General features: G+C 64.5%; 14 protein-coding genes. 7 read left to right on the top strand and 7 right to left on the bottom strand.

Annotation, left to right across the window (positions count from 1 at the left end; all coding sequences use genetic code 11):
* Window positions 1–3 precede the first annotated feature (3 nt).
* The 3 genes from NKJ58_RS11550 to NKJ58_RS11540 are packed head-to-tail and all read left to right on the top strand — an operon-like array spanning window position 4 to window position 2,079.
* Window positions 4–438, top strand: coding sequence for a hypothetical protein (locus NKJ58_RS11550; protein WP_352519857.1), 435 nt, complete (start codon window positions 4–6; stop codon window positions 436–438).
* A gap of 3 nt (window positions 439–441) precedes the next feature.
* Entirely contained in the window at window positions 442–1,110 is a 669-nt protein-coding gene (locus NKJ58_RS11545; protein ID WP_023672504.1) for a lysophospholipid acyltransferase family protein, read from the top strand.
* A 39-nt stretch (window positions 1,111–1,149) separates the two neighbouring features.
* Window positions 1,150–2,079 (top strand): phosphatidate cytidylyltransferase, encoded by a 930-nt coding sequence (locus NKJ58_RS11540; RefSeq protein WP_027048767.1) that lies wholly within the window; start codon window positions 1,150–1,152, stop codon window positions 2,077–2,079.
* 10 nt (window positions 2,080–2,089) lie between these two features.
* Here NKJ58_RS11540 and NKJ58_RS11535 read toward each other — a convergent pair whose 3' ends face one another.
* The 6 genes from NKJ58_RS11535 to NKJ58_RS11510 form a co-directional block, all read right to left on the bottom strand.
* Window positions 2,090–3,697: an FGGY-family carbohydrate kinase gene (locus NKJ58_RS11535; RefSeq protein ID WP_352519856.1), complete on the bottom strand. Its 1,608-nt coding sequence runs from the start codon at window positions 3,695–3,697 to the stop codon at window positions 2,090–2,092.
* A 119-nt stretch (window positions 3,698–3,816) separates the two neighbouring features.
* Window positions 3,817–4,545 (bottom strand): SDR family oxidoreductase, encoded by a 729-nt coding sequence (locus NKJ58_RS11530; RefSeq protein ID WP_023688988.1) that lies wholly within the window; start codon window positions 4,543–4,545, stop codon window positions 3,817–3,819.
* A 27-nt stretch (window positions 4,546–4,572) separates the two neighbouring features.
* Window positions 4,573–5,832: a sugar ABC transporter permease gene (locus NKJ58_RS11525; RefSeq protein WP_023688989.1), complete on the bottom strand. Its 1,260-nt coding sequence runs from the start codon at window positions 5,830–5,832 to the stop codon at window positions 4,573–4,575.
* On the bottom strand, window positions 5,829–6,653 hold the full coding sequence (locus tag NKJ58_RS11520; RefSeq protein WP_023688990.1) for an ATP-binding cassette domain-containing protein: 825 nt from the start codon (window positions 6,651–6,653) through the stop codon (window positions 5,829–5,831). Before NKJ58_RS11520 ends, NKJ58_RS11525 begins: the two co-directional genes overlap by 4 nt.
* Before the next feature lie 153 nt (window positions 6,654–6,806).
* Window positions 6,807–7,871, bottom strand: a complete 1,065-nt coding sequence (locus NKJ58_RS11515; RefSeq protein ID WP_352853137.1) for an ABC transporter substrate-binding protein — start codon at window positions 7,869–7,871, stop codon at window positions 6,807–6,809.
* Window positions 7,872–8,099: 228 nt separating this feature from the next.
* The gene (locus NKJ58_RS11510) at window positions 8,100–8,984 is read right to left on the bottom strand and encodes an AraC family transcriptional regulator (RefSeq protein ID WP_023702911.1); all 885 of its coding nucleotides are present in this window, start codon (window positions 8,982–8,984) and stop codon (window positions 8,100–8,102) included.
* A 309-nt stretch (window positions 8,985–9,293) separates the two neighbouring features.
* Between NKJ58_RS11510 and NKJ58_RS11505 the strand changes: the two genes are divergently transcribed.
* From NKJ58_RS11505 to NKJ58_RS11490, 4 genes are all read left to right on the top strand, one after another.
* Window positions 9,294–10,355 (top strand): maleylacetate reductase, encoded by a 1,062-nt coding sequence (locus NKJ58_RS11505; protein WP_352519854.1) that lies wholly within the window; start codon window positions 9,294–9,296, stop codon window positions 10,353–10,355.
* 300 nt (window positions 10,356–10,655) lie between these two features.
* Complete coding sequence (locus NKJ58_RS11500; RefSeq protein ID WP_023712495.1) at window positions 10,656–11,537, top strand: metal ABC transporter solute-binding protein, Zn/Mn family; 882 nt, start codon at window positions 10,656–10,658, stop codon at window positions 11,535–11,537.
* Between the two features lie 26 nt (window positions 11,538–11,563).
* Window positions 11,564–12,358 (top strand): metal ABC transporter ATP-binding protein, encoded by a 795-nt coding sequence (locus NKJ58_RS11495; protein ID WP_023685455.1) that lies wholly within the window; start codon window positions 11,564–11,566, stop codon window positions 12,356–12,358.
* Entirely contained in the window at window positions 12,342–13,169 is an 828-nt protein-coding gene (locus NKJ58_RS11490) for a metal ABC transporter permease (RefSeq protein ID WP_023685454.1), read from the top strand. Before NKJ58_RS11495 ends, NKJ58_RS11490 begins: the two co-directional genes overlap by 17 nt.
* 741 nt (window positions 13,170–13,910) lie before the next feature.
* Here the strand turns inward: NKJ58_RS11490 and NKJ58_RS11485 are convergent.
* Window positions 13,911–14,264: a cupin domain-containing protein gene (locus NKJ58_RS11485; protein WP_023685453.1), complete on the bottom strand. Its 354-nt coding sequence runs from the start codon at window positions 14,262–14,264 to the stop codon at window positions 13,911–13,913.
* Window positions 14,265–14,484 lie beyond the last annotated feature (220 nt).

The following is a 14,484-nucleotide window of genomic DNA, read 5'->3' as shown; positions in this document are numbered from 1 at the left end:
GGCATGAGTGGCGAGAATTTTCCCGAGAACGCCGAAATATTCGCCGCCGGACTGATGGTGCGGGCGGTGTGGCCGATCCTGCTCGTGGTGGCGGCTGTGATGGCAGCGCCGGTCATCGGCCTGGTGGCCGGGCCGCAGACGACAGCGCTGTCGGCGGCGGCCTGGCTGGTCGCGGCGGCGAGCGCCGTGGCCACGCTGGCACTTTCGGCCTTGCTTTTGTTCGATGCCCTGCTGTTCCGGCTGATGGCCAGCCACGCCAGCGAGGCCGCCGGCGGTGCCGCGGTCGACGATGTGCTGACGCGCATGCGCCTGAAATCCACCACTGCCGGCGGCCGCTCGCTCGACCATCGCATGGCAGGCACGCGCCGCCTGCTGACAAGGCAGCGCATGGCGCTCGCCATGTTTGCTGCGGCATCCCTTTTCGCAGCATTTGTTTGAGCCATGACAAAACTTCACCTGCGCGCCAACACCTTCACCTTGCTGCAGACGGTGACGTCGGTCGGCCTGTCGGCGGCGGCCTGGGTGGTAACCGGCGTCAGACCAATCTGGAACGGCAGCCAGCCGTCGGAGCGGCAGCGCATCTACTTCGCCAACCATGCCAGCCATGGTGATTTCATCCTGCTGTCGGCCTGTCTGAGTGAGAAGGTGCGCGCCCGGACCCATGCGATCGCGGCGGCCGAATATTGGGGCAAGTCGCGGCTGCGCCGCTTCATCGCGCAGGACATGCTGTCGTCCGTGCTCATCCACCGGCAGTGGACCGACGAAACGCAACACCCGATCTCGATCATGCTGTCGGTGCTCGACGACGGCCACTCGCTGATCCTGTTTCCCGAAGGCACTCGCAACACGACGGAGGCGGATCTGCTGCCGTTCCGCTCCGGCCTCTACAATCTGTCGATGGCGCGGCCCGATGTCGAACTCATCCCGTGCTGGATCGAGAACATGTCGCGCGTGCTGCCCAAGGGCCAGTTCCTGCCGGTGCCGCTTCTGTGCCGCGTCGTCTTCGGTCCGCCGGTGGCGATCGCGCCCGGCGAAGAACGCCGCACCTTCCTCGAGCGCGCGCGCCAGACGCTGCTGTCGCTCAACCCGCGTCCCGATCGGGACCACTAGCATGACCAGGCAAAGAGACTTCGTATGACACTGCCGCCAATGCATGAAACCGTCATCCTGCTGGCCGGCCTGATCTGCGTGCTGACCATGGCGAGCATCGTTGCCGGTATCCTCTCATGGCGGGCGCCGAAGCCGCTGCCCTCGACGCTCGTCAACTTGAACCAGCGCATCAACGCCTGGTGGGTGATGGTGCTGGCGATCACCGTCGCCTTCTTCTTCGGCCGCACCGGCATGACCATCCTGTTTGCGCTGATCTCGTTTGCCGCGCTGCGCGAGTTCGTGACGCTGACGCACAGCCGGCGCAGCGACCACTGGGTGCTGCTCGGCATGTTCGGCATCATCATTCCCTTCCAGTACTGGCTGGTGTGGACCGCCTGGTACGGGCTCTTCACCATTTTCATCCCCGTCTACTGCTTCCTCTTGATGCCGGCGGTCACCGCGCTCAACGGCGACACCGAGCGCTTCCTCGAGCGCGTGTCCGCGCAGCAATGGGCGGTCATGATCTCGGTCTACTGCGTCAGCCATGTGCCGGCGCTGCTGACCCTCAACGTGCCCGGTTTCGAGGGCCGCAACCTCCTGCTCATCGCCTTCCTGATCATCACCGTGCAAGGCAGCGACGTGCTGCAATACATTTTCGGCAAGCTGTTCGGCAGGCATCTTCTGTCGCCCTCCGTCTCGCCCTCGAAGACCTGGGAAGGGCTGGTCGGCGGGCTGGTGGCATCGAGCCTTCTCGGCGCGCTGCTGTCGTTCCTGACGCCGTTCTCGCCGCTGGCGGCGGCAGGCGTCGCCTTCATCGCCTGCCTGATGGGGTTCCTCGGCGGGCTGGTGGCGTCGGCGATCAAGCGCGACCAAGGCGTCAAGGACTGGGGTCACCTGATCGAGGGCCACGGCGGCATGATGGACCGCGCCGACAGCCTGGTCTTCGCCGCACCGGTGTTCTTCCACATCGTCCGCTATTTCTGGACGTGAGCTAAGCCGTTCAATCGCGGATGGCGCGGCCTGCCTGCTGCAGCAATTCGAAGGCGGCGAAGCGCTTGTCGTGCCAGGGCACGAGGTCGCCACCGGCCGGGCGATAGATGTCGCCGATGCGCGACATGCCGGTCATCGCCGCGATCACATCGGGAAATTTTTGCGCCGCCACCGCAGCCAATATGGCTGAGCCGAGCAGCACCGGTTCGAGCGAGGTCGAACCGGCGACGGTCAGGCCTGTGGTGTCGGCCAAAAGCTGACGTACCAGCTCGCTTTGCGCCGCACCGCCGCTGACGACGATAGTGTCGATGGCAATGCCTTTTTTGGCCATCGCCGCCAGGATCTGGCGAACGCCGTAGCCGATGCCCAGCAGGCCGGCGACATAGAGCGCGACCAGACTGTCGAGGGACGTGTCCATGCCAAGCCCGGCGATCAGGGCCTTGGACTCGGGATCGGCGAAGGGCGAGCGGTTGCCGAGGAATTCCGGCACGACATGCAGTCCATCGGCTAGGTGCGCTACTGCGGACAGGTCGGCGGACTGTTTCGCCGCCTGCTGACCAAGCCAAGCGGTCAGGCCGAGACCTTCCGCCTTGGCTTTTGCGGATGCCTCAGCCGTGGCCGGATGGAAAGCGACGAGGTGGTCGATTGCAGCACCCGCCGCCGATTGCCCGCCTTCATTGAGCCAAAGCCCCGGCACCATCGAGGAAAAATACGGACCCCAGACGCCGGGCACGAAGGCCGGCTCGCTGGTGCTGGCCATGGTGCAGGCCGAAGTGCCGAACACATAGGCCATGCGCGACTGCAAGGTGCCGACCGAGCCCTGCCCGCCAACCGTGCCGACGCCGCCGGCATGGGCATCGATCAGGCCGGCCGCAACCGGCGTTCCCGGCAGCAGGCCGAGATCGGCCGCGGCGGCCTCAGTGAGGCCTTGGGCAAGTGCCGTGCCACCCTCGACGATTTCGGTGCCGATGCGGGCAAAGCCTTCATCGGCGAGCGCGCCGAGGCCGATGGCACGGAAATAGGCATCGTCCCAGCGCCGCTCATGACCGAGATAGGTCCATTTGCAGGTCAGCGTGCAGATCGAGCGCGCCAGGCTGCCGGTTGAGCGCCAGGTCAGATAGTCCGTCAGGTCGAAGAAATGCTCGGCCGCATCGAAGGTGGCGGGCAGGTTCTCGCGCAGCCACAGCAGCTTCGGCGTTTCCATTTCCGGCGAAATGGTGCCGCCGACATAGTCGAGCACGGCGTGCTTGCCGGCATTGATGCGCTGCGCCTGGTCGAGCGCGCGGTGATCCATCCAGACGATGATGTTGCGCTGGCTGTCGCCGGAACTGCCGGCCGGCAACGGCGCGCCATCCTGGCCGACCACGACCAGCGAACAGGTGGCGTCGAAGCCAATGCCGGCAATGTCGCGCCCGGCAAGCCCCGACTCCGTCACCGCCTCGCGCACGCTGGCGCAAACCGCGCGCCAGATGTCCTCGCTCGACTGTTCGGCGATTTCGCCGGGCTCGATGAACAGAGCGATGTCGCGCTTCGCCGAGGCAAGCATGGTGCCCTTGCTGTCGAACACCCCCGCCCTGGCACTGCCAGTGCCGACGTCGATGCCGAGGAAGTGGGACATGGGAAACCTCAGAAGTTAGGCAGTAGGCAGTAGGCGAGATGGTCGGCAGTGAATGGTCAGTTGCAAGAGCCTCTCCCCATTCCCTGCTGCCTAACGCCTAAGGCCTAACGCCTACTGCCTCACAAATCATTGCTCTGCGGCAGGATCACCAGATCCCTGATGGTGACGTTCCTTGGCCGCGTCAGCATGAACAGCACGGCTTCGGCGACCTCGACCGGCTGAATCAGGCCGCCCTTGGCCAGTTCATCCTCGAGCTTGTCCTTCGGCCAATCGCTGATCAGCGCTGTCACCACCGGCCCCGGCTGCACCGCGCCGACGCGCAGGCCGTGCGGGGCGACCTGGCGGCGCACCGTATGGACGAAGGCCTGCACGGCGTGTTTCGACGCTGTGTAGATCGGCTCCCAGACCACGGGCACCAGTCCGGCGATCGAAGACGTGACGATGATGTCGCCGGTCTTGCGTTCGACCATATGCGGCAGCACGGCGTGGATGGAACGAAAGACCGCATTGATGTTGAGGTTCAGCATGCGGTCCCAGGCATCCGGGTCGCCTTCGAGCACCGGGCCGCCGACATAGGCGCCGGCATTGGCGTGGAAGATATCGAGCTGGCCTGCCTTGTCCAGGATTTGCGGCATCATCGTCGCGACGCTGGCCGGCTTCATCAGATCGATCACCAGCGGGATCGCGTTGGGACCGAGTTCGGTGCAGACGCTTTTCAGCGCGTCTTCGGCGCGATCGACGAGCACAACGCGAACGCCGGCGGCAATCAGCGCTCTCGCGCATTCCAGGCCTATGCCCGACGCGGCGCCGGTGATCGCCGCGACTTTTCCACTCAAATCCTGAGCCATTCTTCTATCCTCGTATTCTCTGTTGGTTCAGGCTCGGCCGTGGGAAACCCGCGAGCGGCGTGCCAGGGAGTCGACGATGACCGCAATTGCCAGAACGGCGCCGGTGATCATGTAGCGAAGCGACGATGACAGATCGAGCAAGGTCAGCCCGCTGGCGATCGACTGGATGACGATGATGCCGAGCAGCGCGGAATAGGCGCTGCCACGGCCGCCAAACAGGCTGGTGCCGCCTATGACCGCCGCCGCAATGGCGTTGAGGTTGACGTCGCCGGTGCCGGCCTGCTGGCTGGCGGAGGCCAGCCGCGCCGCCGACAGGACGCCGCCGAGGGCGGCAAACATCGAGCACATGACGAAGGCGCTGAGGTAGATCGAGCGCACCTTGATGCCGGCCCGGCGCGCCGCTTCGCGGTTGCCGCCGACGGCGGTCATCGAGCGGCCCCATTGGGTGCGGGTCAGCGCATAGTTCATCGCCACCACCAGGCCGACGAACAGGCCGAACATCCACGGTATGCCGCGCGCCTGGTTGAGATAACCGACGATCAGTTCTAGCAGGATGGTCAGGGCGGCGACGCGCACGATGAGGCCGCCGACAGACGGCGCCGACAAATTGACGGCCCGGCGGCGGCTGACGGTGCGCAGGCCGGTGATCAGCATGACGATGCCGGGCAATGCCGCCAGTGCATAGGACAGCCAGTCCGGCATGACCAGCAACTGGCCGAAATTCACCAGGTTCGAGCCATAGGGCAGATTGATCGAGCCGGTGGAGCCCAGAATATACAGCTGCAGGCCCAGCACGGCGAGCAAGCCGGCCAGCGTCGAGACGAAACTCGGCATGCCGAGCCGGTTGAACAGCAAGGCATAGAGCGCGCCGATGAAACCGCCGACGGCAATCGCGGCGAGGATGGCGAGCGCCACCGGCCAGCCCTGGTTGACCCACAGCGTGCCCACCATGGCCGAGGCAAAGCCGCTGATCGAGCCGACCGACAGGTCGATCTCGCCGACCATCAGCACGAAGACTATGCCGAGCGCGATGACGCCGACGGTCGAGCAGTCGAACAACAGATTAACGAGGTTGCTTGACGAAACGAACACCGGGTTGAGCGCGGTGAACACGCTCCAGATGATGACCAGGCCGACGATGACCGGCAACGAGCCGAGGTCGCCGGAGCGGACGCGGTCGAAGAAGGCGCTGATGGCGCCACCGACGCCGGCCTGGTGCTTGACGCGGACGTCGCTGCGGTCGAGCGCCGTCGACGAAGAGGTGTCCTGCTTGGGCTCCGCGCTCATGGCCGCTGCTCCTGGTTGTGCGCTTGTTCGGCGGCCTTGCGCCGTTCGGCGCGGCGCGACACTGCATTGTTGGCGGCGCCGGTGATGGCGCTGACCAGTTCCTGGTTCGAGGCGTCGGGTTCGAAGACGCCGTTGTTGCGGCCGAGCCTGAGCACGACGATGCGGTCGGCGACGGCGCGCACGTCCTCCATATTGTGACTGATCATCAGCACGCCGAGCCCACGCTCGCGCACCCGGTCGATGAGGTTCAGCACTTCCGCCGTCTGGGCGACGCCAAGAGCGGCGGTCGGCTCGTCGAGCAGGATGACCTTGGGGTCGAGCAGCAGCGAGCGGGCGATCGCCACGGTCTGGCGCTGGCCGCCGGACAGCGAGGCGACCGCCTCGCGGACGCTTGGAATACGCGCCGACAATTCGTTGAGCAGCGTCCAGGCGCGAATTTCCATCGCCACCTCGTCCAGCCGCAGCGGGTTGATCTCCTTGCCTAGAAAGATGTTGGCGACGACGTCGAGGTTTTCGCACAGTGCGAGATCCTGGAAGACGGTGGCGATGCCGAGCGTCAGCGCGGCGCTCGGGTCGGGCATCGTCACTTGCCTGCCGCGGAAATTGATGGTGCCCGAGCTCGGCTGGTGGACGCCGGCCAGAATCTTGACCAGCGTCGACTTGCCGGCGCCATTGTCGCCGACCAGCGCCACCACCTCGCCGGCATGGACATCGAGATCGATATCGGTGAGCGCCGAAACGGCGCCGAAATTCTTCGAGATGCCGCGCAGGCTGAGCACCAGCTCGCCTGCCGAAACCGGTCCGTCAGAGATGTCAGACATGGTGGCAAACCTTTCCGGATGGGCGGTCAAGAGTGACTGCGAACTTCCGGCCGCCGCAAGGGCGGCCGGAAAGCAGGATCAGGATTCTAGGTCATCCTTTTATGCATGTCGTTATCCCAAAACCGCTGCGCACTTTTGGGGCGACCTGCATTGTCACTTTGTGATGCCGAGCTTCTTGCAGCCTTCGGCATAGCGGTCGACGCAAAGCTCTTCGGCGGTGTTGATCTTCTTGTCGATGATCTCGGCCTTGAGGTTTTCCTGCATCACCACCGCCGGCGTGAACAGCTGCGACGGGGTGTCGTAGAGGGTCATTTCGGCCTTCGGCGTCTCGCCCGACAGAAGCTGGACGGCGACGTTGGCTGCAGCCGCCGCAACGATCTCGCTCGGCTTGGAGATGGTGTTGTACTGGTCGCCGGCGATGATCAGCTGCAGGGCGGCGATGGTCGCATCGTTGCCGGTCACCGGCGGCACCGGATCGACACCGGCGGCCTTGAAGGCGGCGATGGCGCCACCACCGGTGCCGTCATTGGCCGCAACGACGCCGACGATCTGCGTGGAGAAGCGGGTGATCTGGCCGCTTGCCCATTGCTGCGCCTTCGGCGGCGCCCATTCCGGCGTGTCGTATTCGGCAAGGATCTTGTAGCCGCTGTTGTCGAGGCTGGAATGGATGCCCTTCTTGATCAGCCCGGCGGCCGCGTCGGTCGGCGATCCGTTGATCTGCAGCAGGCCGCCGCTGGCGGGGTCGACCTTCAGCGCCTTGAGGTGTTCGACGAGCGAGTCGGCAATGGCCTTGCCGATGCCTTCATTGTTGAACGAGACGTAGAAGTCGGCAGGTGCGGTCGGGATCGGGCGATCATACGCGATGACCTTGACGCCTTGGCTCTGCGCCAGCTTGACCAGCGAGGCGGCGGCGGTCGAGTCGACAGGGTCGAGCACGATCGCCTTGGCGCCTTGCGAGATCACCGAGTTGAACTGCTGCTGCTGGCGCGAGGCGTCGGCATCGGCGTTCTGGTAGATCACCTTGCAGCCGGGGCAGAGTTTTTTCATCTCGGCGACGAAGCCGGGATAGTCGTGCTGCTCGTAGCGCGTCGAGGCCTGGTCGGGCATCAAGAAGGCGACCGTGGCGTCGGTAACCGGGGCGGCAAAGGCAGCGGTGCCGCCAAGAAGAGAAAGAGTGAGCGCGATGGCTCCCGTCGATTTCCAGGCAAATCTGGTCATTTCGATAGCTCCGTTTCAAGGAATGGTTTCATGAAGCCTTGGACACCACATGGCGCCGGGCCTTGACTGCAGTCGGCTGTTGCGAGGAACAACGGAGCACTTGATCCGTGCTGCGCATCCTCTTGATATCTCTGGATTTCGGGACAAGCGATCTCCAGCACGGGGCGCCTCCAACGCACCCCGCGTTCTTACCTCAGTAAATGTCTAGGCTCCTCCCGGTCCTCCCTGTTAGGCGGCAATCTCCGCGCTGACGTTTTCCGCCAGCAGGGCCCTGAAGCGCGAAGGCGACATGCCTTTCTGGGTCAGGAACTGGCGGTTGAAATTCGAGATGTTGTTGTAGCCGGCGGCGTAGCAGATCTCGGTGATCGGCATGTCGGCCTCGCTCATCAGCAACTGGCAGGCAAGGTTGATGCGCAACCGGTTGACATACTGCACCAGCGCCATGCCGGTATGGCGGCGGAAGCTGCGCGAAAACGCGCTCGGGCTGCGGCCGGCGATCGCCGCCAGATCGCTTTCGCTGAACGGCTCGGTCAGGTTGGCGTTGATATAGGCAAGCGCCTTGTTGACGCCGGCCGACATGAAGCCTGAGGGATCCGGCAGATAGCTGGCGCTGGTGAGCGTCCGCACATCGGCGGCGCGGCTCAGAATATCGATCAGTTCCATGAACAAAGCGATGCGGCGAACGCCTTGCGCTTCGACCAGTTCGGCCAGCACAGGTGCGGCGAGCTTGGCGGTAGCGGTGGAGAACAGCGCGCCGCGGCGGCTGAGCTCGAGAATGTTTTCACAACCGGCAAGTTCCGGCAACGCGGCGGTGGCGTCGGCAATGAACTCTTGCGAGAACTGCACGACGCGGCCGCGCAGCGGCACGCTGGCGCCTGCCGGCACGTCGCTGACCCAGTTGTGCGGCAGGTTCGGGCCGGTGAGCACGAGGTTGCCGGGCTCGAACTCGCCGATGAAGTCACCGACGAAATAATGGCCCGTGGTGGCGACGACGTGATGGATTTCGTATTCGGGGTGGAAGTGCCAGCGCACCGTGTGGAAGGGGTAGCCGTGGGCCCAGGCCTTGAACGACTCGCCGCGTCTGATCTGGACGACTTCCAAGTCCGGATTCATGTCAGTTCCTCCCGGCGCCGGTCCGGTCATGCGACCAGTTGCAGTGCCATCTCCCGCAGGCCGCGTTTGCCGCTCTCTGCAGTGATCGAAGCTTAGGCGGCAATTCATGCAGCCGCCACCACGGTGTGTCCACCTCACTGATACTTTTTTGACGTTTTTGTGGTCAAGGCGATACGTTTGCGAGTACGCGGGAGAGATCAGGCCCCGCTTGCGAGACGGTGACGACGCAAACGATGTCGCCGGCGGCGAGAGCTGGTCGCTCGATTTCGGCTCCGTCACAGTGACAATATGCAAAGGGAGCGGATCGGCATGACAAGGACGTTCACCTACTCCGGCAGCCCTGCGCATATTGTCTTCGGCAATGGCGCGTCGTCCGAGGTGGGCACCTGGATCGAAAAACTCGGCTGCAAGCGCGCGCTGGTGCTGTCGACGCCGCATCGGGCTGCCGACGGCGAGGCGCTTGCCAAGTCCCTCGGCGCGCTGGCGGCCGGCATCTTTTCGGGCGCCGCCATGCACACGCCGGTCGAGGTAACCCAAACGGCAATGGCCAAGGCAACCGAGGTCAAGGCTGACTGCGTTGTCGCGCTTGGCGGCGGCTCGACCACCGGTCTCGGCAAGGCGATCGCCTGGCGCACCGACCTGCCGCAGATCGTCATCCCGACCACCTATGCCGGCTCGGAGGTGACGCCGATCCTCGGTCAGACCGAGAACGGCGAAAAAACCACAATGCGTGACGCAAGGATCCTGCCGGAAGTGGTGATCTACGATCCAGAGCTGACCGTCGGCCTGCCGATAGCGATGAGCGTCGCGTCAGGACTCAACGCCATGGCGCACGCGGCCGAAGCGCTTTACGCGCAGGATCGCAATCCGATTTCCACCCTGATGGCGAAAGAAGGATTGCACGCCATGACGGCGGCGCTGCCGGTGTTGACCAAGGAGCCTGGAAACATCGATGCACGCGGCGATGCGCTTTACGGCGCCTGGCTGTGCGGTACGGTGCTCGGCGCCGTCGGCATGGCGCTGCATCACAAGATCTGTCATACGCTCGGCGGCTCTTTCGACATGCCGCATGCCGAGACGCATGCGGTGATGTTGCCGCACACGATCGGCTTCAACGCCGTCGCGGTGCCCGACTTGTTGAAGCCGGTCGCCGACTTGTTTGGCGGCAGCGCGGGCGGCGGTCTCCACGATTTCGCCAAGGCGGTCGGCGCGCCCCTTACATTGAAAGAACTCGGCCTCATGCAGGCCGATCTCGACCGCGCCGCTGAGATCGCGACCAGGAACCCATACTGGAATCCGCGGCCTTTCGACCGCGCCGCAATCCGCGCCCTGTTGCAGGACGCGTGGGAGGGAAGGCGTCCGCAAAACTGACGGCAACAAGCAAGGAACTTACCCGCCGCGAATTCATCAGGATACCGCCACGACGGTGTGCTCGCGGCGGCCTCGCGGTGCCGGCGATCGCCTGCCCTTTCGCATATAGCCGACACGCATGAGTGGCTCCGCCTGATCGGCGCAGGCCGCTCACGGTTTGTGCGCGTGAAAAACTGCGCGGCTCGAAAAGCCCATTGACATCAGCCGTATTTTCGACGCAAACGTTATATTGTTACTGTTATACAGTTACACAGCCCGCCTCTCCGGCGACATACATTTCAGACTGCAAGGAGACCACGGATGCGTCGCATTCCCTTTCTCGCCGCGCTGCTCGTCGCGGTGCCGCTTTTGACCGGCACGGCTGCCCGCGCCGAAGACAAGCTGACCATCGTGGCGGCCGAGAATTTCTATGGCGACCTTGCCCGCCAGATCGGCGGCAGCAACGTCACCGTCACCAGCATCCTGGCCAATCCCGATGACGATCCGCATCTGTTCGAGACCAGCCCGTCGACGGCGCGCACCATCGCCGACGCCAAGATCGTCATCTATAACGGCGCCGACTACGATCCGTGGATGGACAAGCTGCTGTCGGCCTCGACAGCCAAGGATCGCACGACCATCGTCGCCGCCGACCTGATCGGCAAGAAGTCGGGCGACAACCCGCATCTGTGGTACGACCCGGCGACGCTGCCGGCCATCGCCAAGGCGCTGAGCGCCGACCTTGCCAAGCGCGATCCGGCCAATGCCGTGTATTATGAGACGAACCTGAAGGCATTCCAGACCTCGCTCGAGGCCATTGACAAGGAAATCACCGACGTCAAGAACACCTATGCCGGCACCGAGGTGACGGCTACCGAGCCGGTCTTCGGCTACATGGCGGAAGCGCTCGGTCTCAAGATGCTGAACTACGATTTCCAGGTGGCCTTGATGAACGATGCGGAGCCGAGCGCCACGCAGGTGGCGGCGTTCGAAAACAGCCTGAAGGACGGCTCGGCCAAGATCCTGTTCTACAATTCGCAGGTGACCGACGAGGCAACGACAAGGCTGCTCGACATCGCCAAGCAGAACAAGGTCACGGTCATCGGCGTCACCGAGACGGAACCGGCGGGCCAGACGATCCAGACCTGGTTCGGCGGCCAGATCGACGCGGTCCAGAAGGCGCTCGCCGCCCGCACACAATGAATGTGACTGCGAATGAATGTGACTAAATGAACGCAATCGAATTCGACAAGGTCACGCTGACCTATGGGGGACGCCGGGTTTTATCCGACGTCTCCTTTTCTCTACCGCAAGGCGCCTTTGTCGGCCTGCTCGGCGCCAATGGCGCCGGCAAGACGACGATGCTGCGCGCCATTCTCGGCCTGATCAAACCGGCCGGCGGCGCCATTTCGGTGCTTGGCAAATCGCCGACGCGCGGCAACGCCGACATCGGCTATATGCCGCAGGCGCGGCGCGCGCTTGGCGATGTCGGCGTCAGCGGCCTCGACTTCGTGCTGAGTGCCGCCGGCGGGCATCGCTGGGGCTGGCCCGTCGCATCGGCTGCCGAGAAGGAGGCGGCGTGGAAGGCTCTTGAAGAGGTGGGCGCCGGCGACCTTGCGCGGCGGCCGCTGGGCGAGCTTTCCGGAGGCGAGCGCCAGCGCATCCTGATCGCGCAATCCTTGATCGGCAATCCGCAACTGCTGCTGCTCGACGAGCCGCTGATCAGCCTCGATGCAGGCCATCAGCGCGCGATCATCGACCTGGTGCATCAGATCGGCGAGCGGCTCGGCATTGCCGTGCTGTTCTGCTCGCACGAGATCAACCCGCTGCTGCGCGCCGTCGACCGCGTGCTCTATCTCGGCAACCGCAAGGCGGCGATCGGTTCCGTCGACGAGGTCATCAGCGGTCCGGTGCTGTCGAAACTCTATGGCACGCATATCAATGTGGTGCGGGTTGCCGGCCGCATCTTCGTCATGGCCGACGATGTCGAACTGGAGAGCGGGGCGCATGTCCACGATCTTTGACTATGAATTCATGCGCAACGCCTTCTATGCCTGCACCATCGTCGGCATCGTTTCGGGCGCGGTCGGCTATTTCCTCGTGCTCCGGGGCCAGACCTTCGCCGGTCATGCGCTCTCCCATGTCGGCTTTCCCGGCGCCACCGGCGCCGGCCTGATCGGGCTGTCGCCGTTTCTCGGCCTCACCGTGTTTACCGTCGCCGCCGGCATCGGCATCGGCCTGCTCGGCGAACGCGCGCATCGCGACGTCGCCATCGGCATCGTTTTGACGCTGTCGCTCGGCTTGGGCTTGCTGTTTCTGCATTTCTACACCGCCTTCGCCTCGCAGGCGACCAACGTGCTGTTCGGCAATGTGCTGGGCATCAGCCTGCGCACCGTTATCGTGCTTGCGGTGCTGGCGGTGGCGATCCTTGTCGCGCTTTTGCTGATCGCGCGGCCGCTGCTGTTCGCCAGCCTGCAGCCGGAACTCGCCGAAGCGCGCGGCGTGCCGCTCACTCTTGTCTCGACCCTGTTCATGGTGCTGGTCGCCGTCGCCACGTCCGAGGCGGTGCAGATCGTCGGCGTGCTGCTCGTCTTCGCGCTGATGGTGGCGCCTGCAGCCACCGCGCTCAGGCTTACTAGCGGCGTCGGAGCCGGCGTGCTGACGTCCATCGCGCTTGCCGTGATCATCGCCTGGATCAGCCTGACGCTCGCCTTCCTGACCGACTGGCCGACGAGCTTCTGGATCACGGCGCTGGGCGCGGCGGCCTATGTCGTCAGCGGCATGGTCCGGCGCCCGTCGGTCCGAGAGACTCAGAGCGCCGACGCCGGCCCCTGAGGCTTGCCCTCCGGCGGGTCGATCGGGCCGGCTGGAGTGCAAAACTGACGTGAGGGAAATACACCCAAAAAAAGTCAGGTCTACAATCCGGCTCCTGAAACGTTTCAGCCGCGAAAGACAAATTCATCCAATCGCCTAGATCGCGACCTCTGTCGCGCCAAAGGTCCCCTCCGGAGCGGCCGGAACACCCGGAAAACCGCCATTTCAAGCGCATTTTGCAGCGGCGAATGGCTTGCGCGAGGCCGGCTGGAAAGCTGGCCGGGAGGCGCAAAAGGGACCTCCCGCGGCCATTGCGGGCGGCGTTGACAGACCGCGGTGCTGCATGCGTATAGCAAGCCATGGGTCACGCCATGGCCGTGGCGGTTGAGACGGGGCTGGGGGGTTTCGTAACAACAGCATTGACGGCCCGGCGCCGGACGGGCGGCATGCACTCTCGAAGTGCGCCGCTCGCTCTTGGCTGACGCGCCGGCGACCCGGCAGCAGTCCTGGCCTGCGTTCTCTCGACCAGGCTCCGCAGAACGCCATCGTCTCAGCTTTTCGATCCGCATCGGTTCGAAGCGAACGAGGTGACGCCCTCTTAACCGATATTCGCTTCGCTACGTCCCCCTCCCCCTGCTGGGCGAGGGGGACGCTGGCGATGAACCGCGCCGGCCGACGTGTATCGGCACCGATCAGGAACTGCCGACGACGCGATCAAGCAAGCCTGACGACGAGCCGATCAGGCGACCCTGGCGACGTCGATCAAGCAAGCTTGACGACGAAGTGCTTGGTTACCGGCTCGAGGATATGCCAGGTGCCCTTGAAATCGGCTTCGACCACGAACGCATCGCCCGGACCGACCTCGACAGGCGTGCCGCCATCGGGCGTGATGATGATGCGGCCGGCGATCATGTGCACGAACTCATAGTCGGTGTAGGTGGCGTGATAAGTGCCGGGCGAGGCCCGCCAGGTGCCCGACAGCACCTTGCCGTCGGCGGTGGTGTGCTGCACGGCGGTCTGCATGGTCGGCCGGCCCGCGACAACGATCCAGCCCGGTAAGTCGCCGCCCTCGGCATGCTCGACAGCGCCGAATTTGAAAATGGTGGTGTTGGTCATGGGAGGCTCCGTTTGAATTGCATGGCTGCCGGTTGGATAGCCGATGCGTGTGACGGGAGCAACGCAAGGGCCGACCCCGGATGTCGGAGATTTGGCGAACGGCGCGCGCTAATCTCCCCCCTCGAGGGCATAGGCGCTAAGATAGGTATTGCCTTGCGGAATCGGGTGTGATTCTACGCTGCGATGACACACGAATCGCTTGTTGATGACGGCTGGGCCG

The sequence above is a fragment of the Mesorhizobium sp. M0139 genome (assembly GCF_040322455.1).
Classification (GTDB): Bacteria; Pseudomonadota; Alphaproteobacteria; order Rhizobiales; family Rhizobiaceae; genus Mesorhizobium.
Note: the sequence above shows the minus strand (reverse complement) of the source record. Positions and strands in the feature narration are given on the sequence as shown.

Coding starts and splice junctions, on each gene's coding strand:
- NKJ58_RS11550 (WP_352519857.1), top strand. CDS start 4: ATGAGTGGCGAGAATTTTCCCGAGAACGCCGAAATATTCGCCGCCGGA.
- NKJ58_RS11545 (WP_023672504.1), top strand. CDS start 442: ATGACAAAACTTCACCTGCGCGCCAACACCTTCACCTTGCTGCAGACG.
- NKJ58_RS11540 (WP_027048767.1), top strand. CDS start 1,150: ATGCATGAAACCGTCATCCTGCTGGCCGGCCTGATCTGCGTGCTGACC.
- NKJ58_RS11535 (WP_352519856.1), bottom strand. CDS start 3,697: ATGTCCCACTTCCTCGGCATCGACGTCGGCACTGGCAGTGCCAGGGCG.
- NKJ58_RS11530 (WP_023688988.1), bottom strand. CDS start 4,545: ATGGCTCAGGATTTGAGTGGAAAAGTCGCGGCGATCACCGGCGCCGCG.
- NKJ58_RS11525 (WP_023688989.1), bottom strand. CDS start 5,832: ATGAGCGCGGAGCCCAAGCAGGACACCTCTTCGTCGACGGCGCTCGAC.
- NKJ58_RS11520 (WP_023688990.1), bottom strand. CDS start 6,653: ATGTCTGACATCTCTGACGGACCGGTTTCGGCAGGCGAGCTGGTGCTC.
- NKJ58_RS11515 (WP_352853137.1), bottom strand. CDS start 7,871: ATGACCAGATTTGCCTGGAAATCGACGGGAGCCATCGCGCTCACTCTT.
- NKJ58_RS11510 (WP_023702911.1), bottom strand. CDS start 8,984: ATGAATCCGGACTTGGAAGTCGTCCAGATCAGACGCGGCGAGTCGTTC.
- NKJ58_RS11505 (WP_352519854.1), top strand. CDS start 9,294: ATGACAAGGACGTTCACCTACTCCGGCAGCCCTGCGCATATTGTCTTC.
- NKJ58_RS11500 (WP_023712495.1), top strand. CDS start 10,656: ATGCGTCGCATTCCCTTTCTCGCCGCGCTGCTCGTCGCGGTGCCGCTT.
- NKJ58_RS11495 (WP_023685455.1), top strand. CDS start 11,564: ATGAACGCAATCGAATTCGACAAGGTCACGCTGACCTATGGGGGACGC.
- NKJ58_RS11490 (WP_023685454.1), top strand. CDS start 12,342: ATGTCCACGATCTTTGACTATGAATTCATGCGCAACGCCTTCTATGCC.
- NKJ58_RS11485 (WP_023685453.1), bottom strand. CDS start 14,264: ATGACCAACACCACCATTTTCAAATTCGGCGCTGTCGAGCATGCCGAG.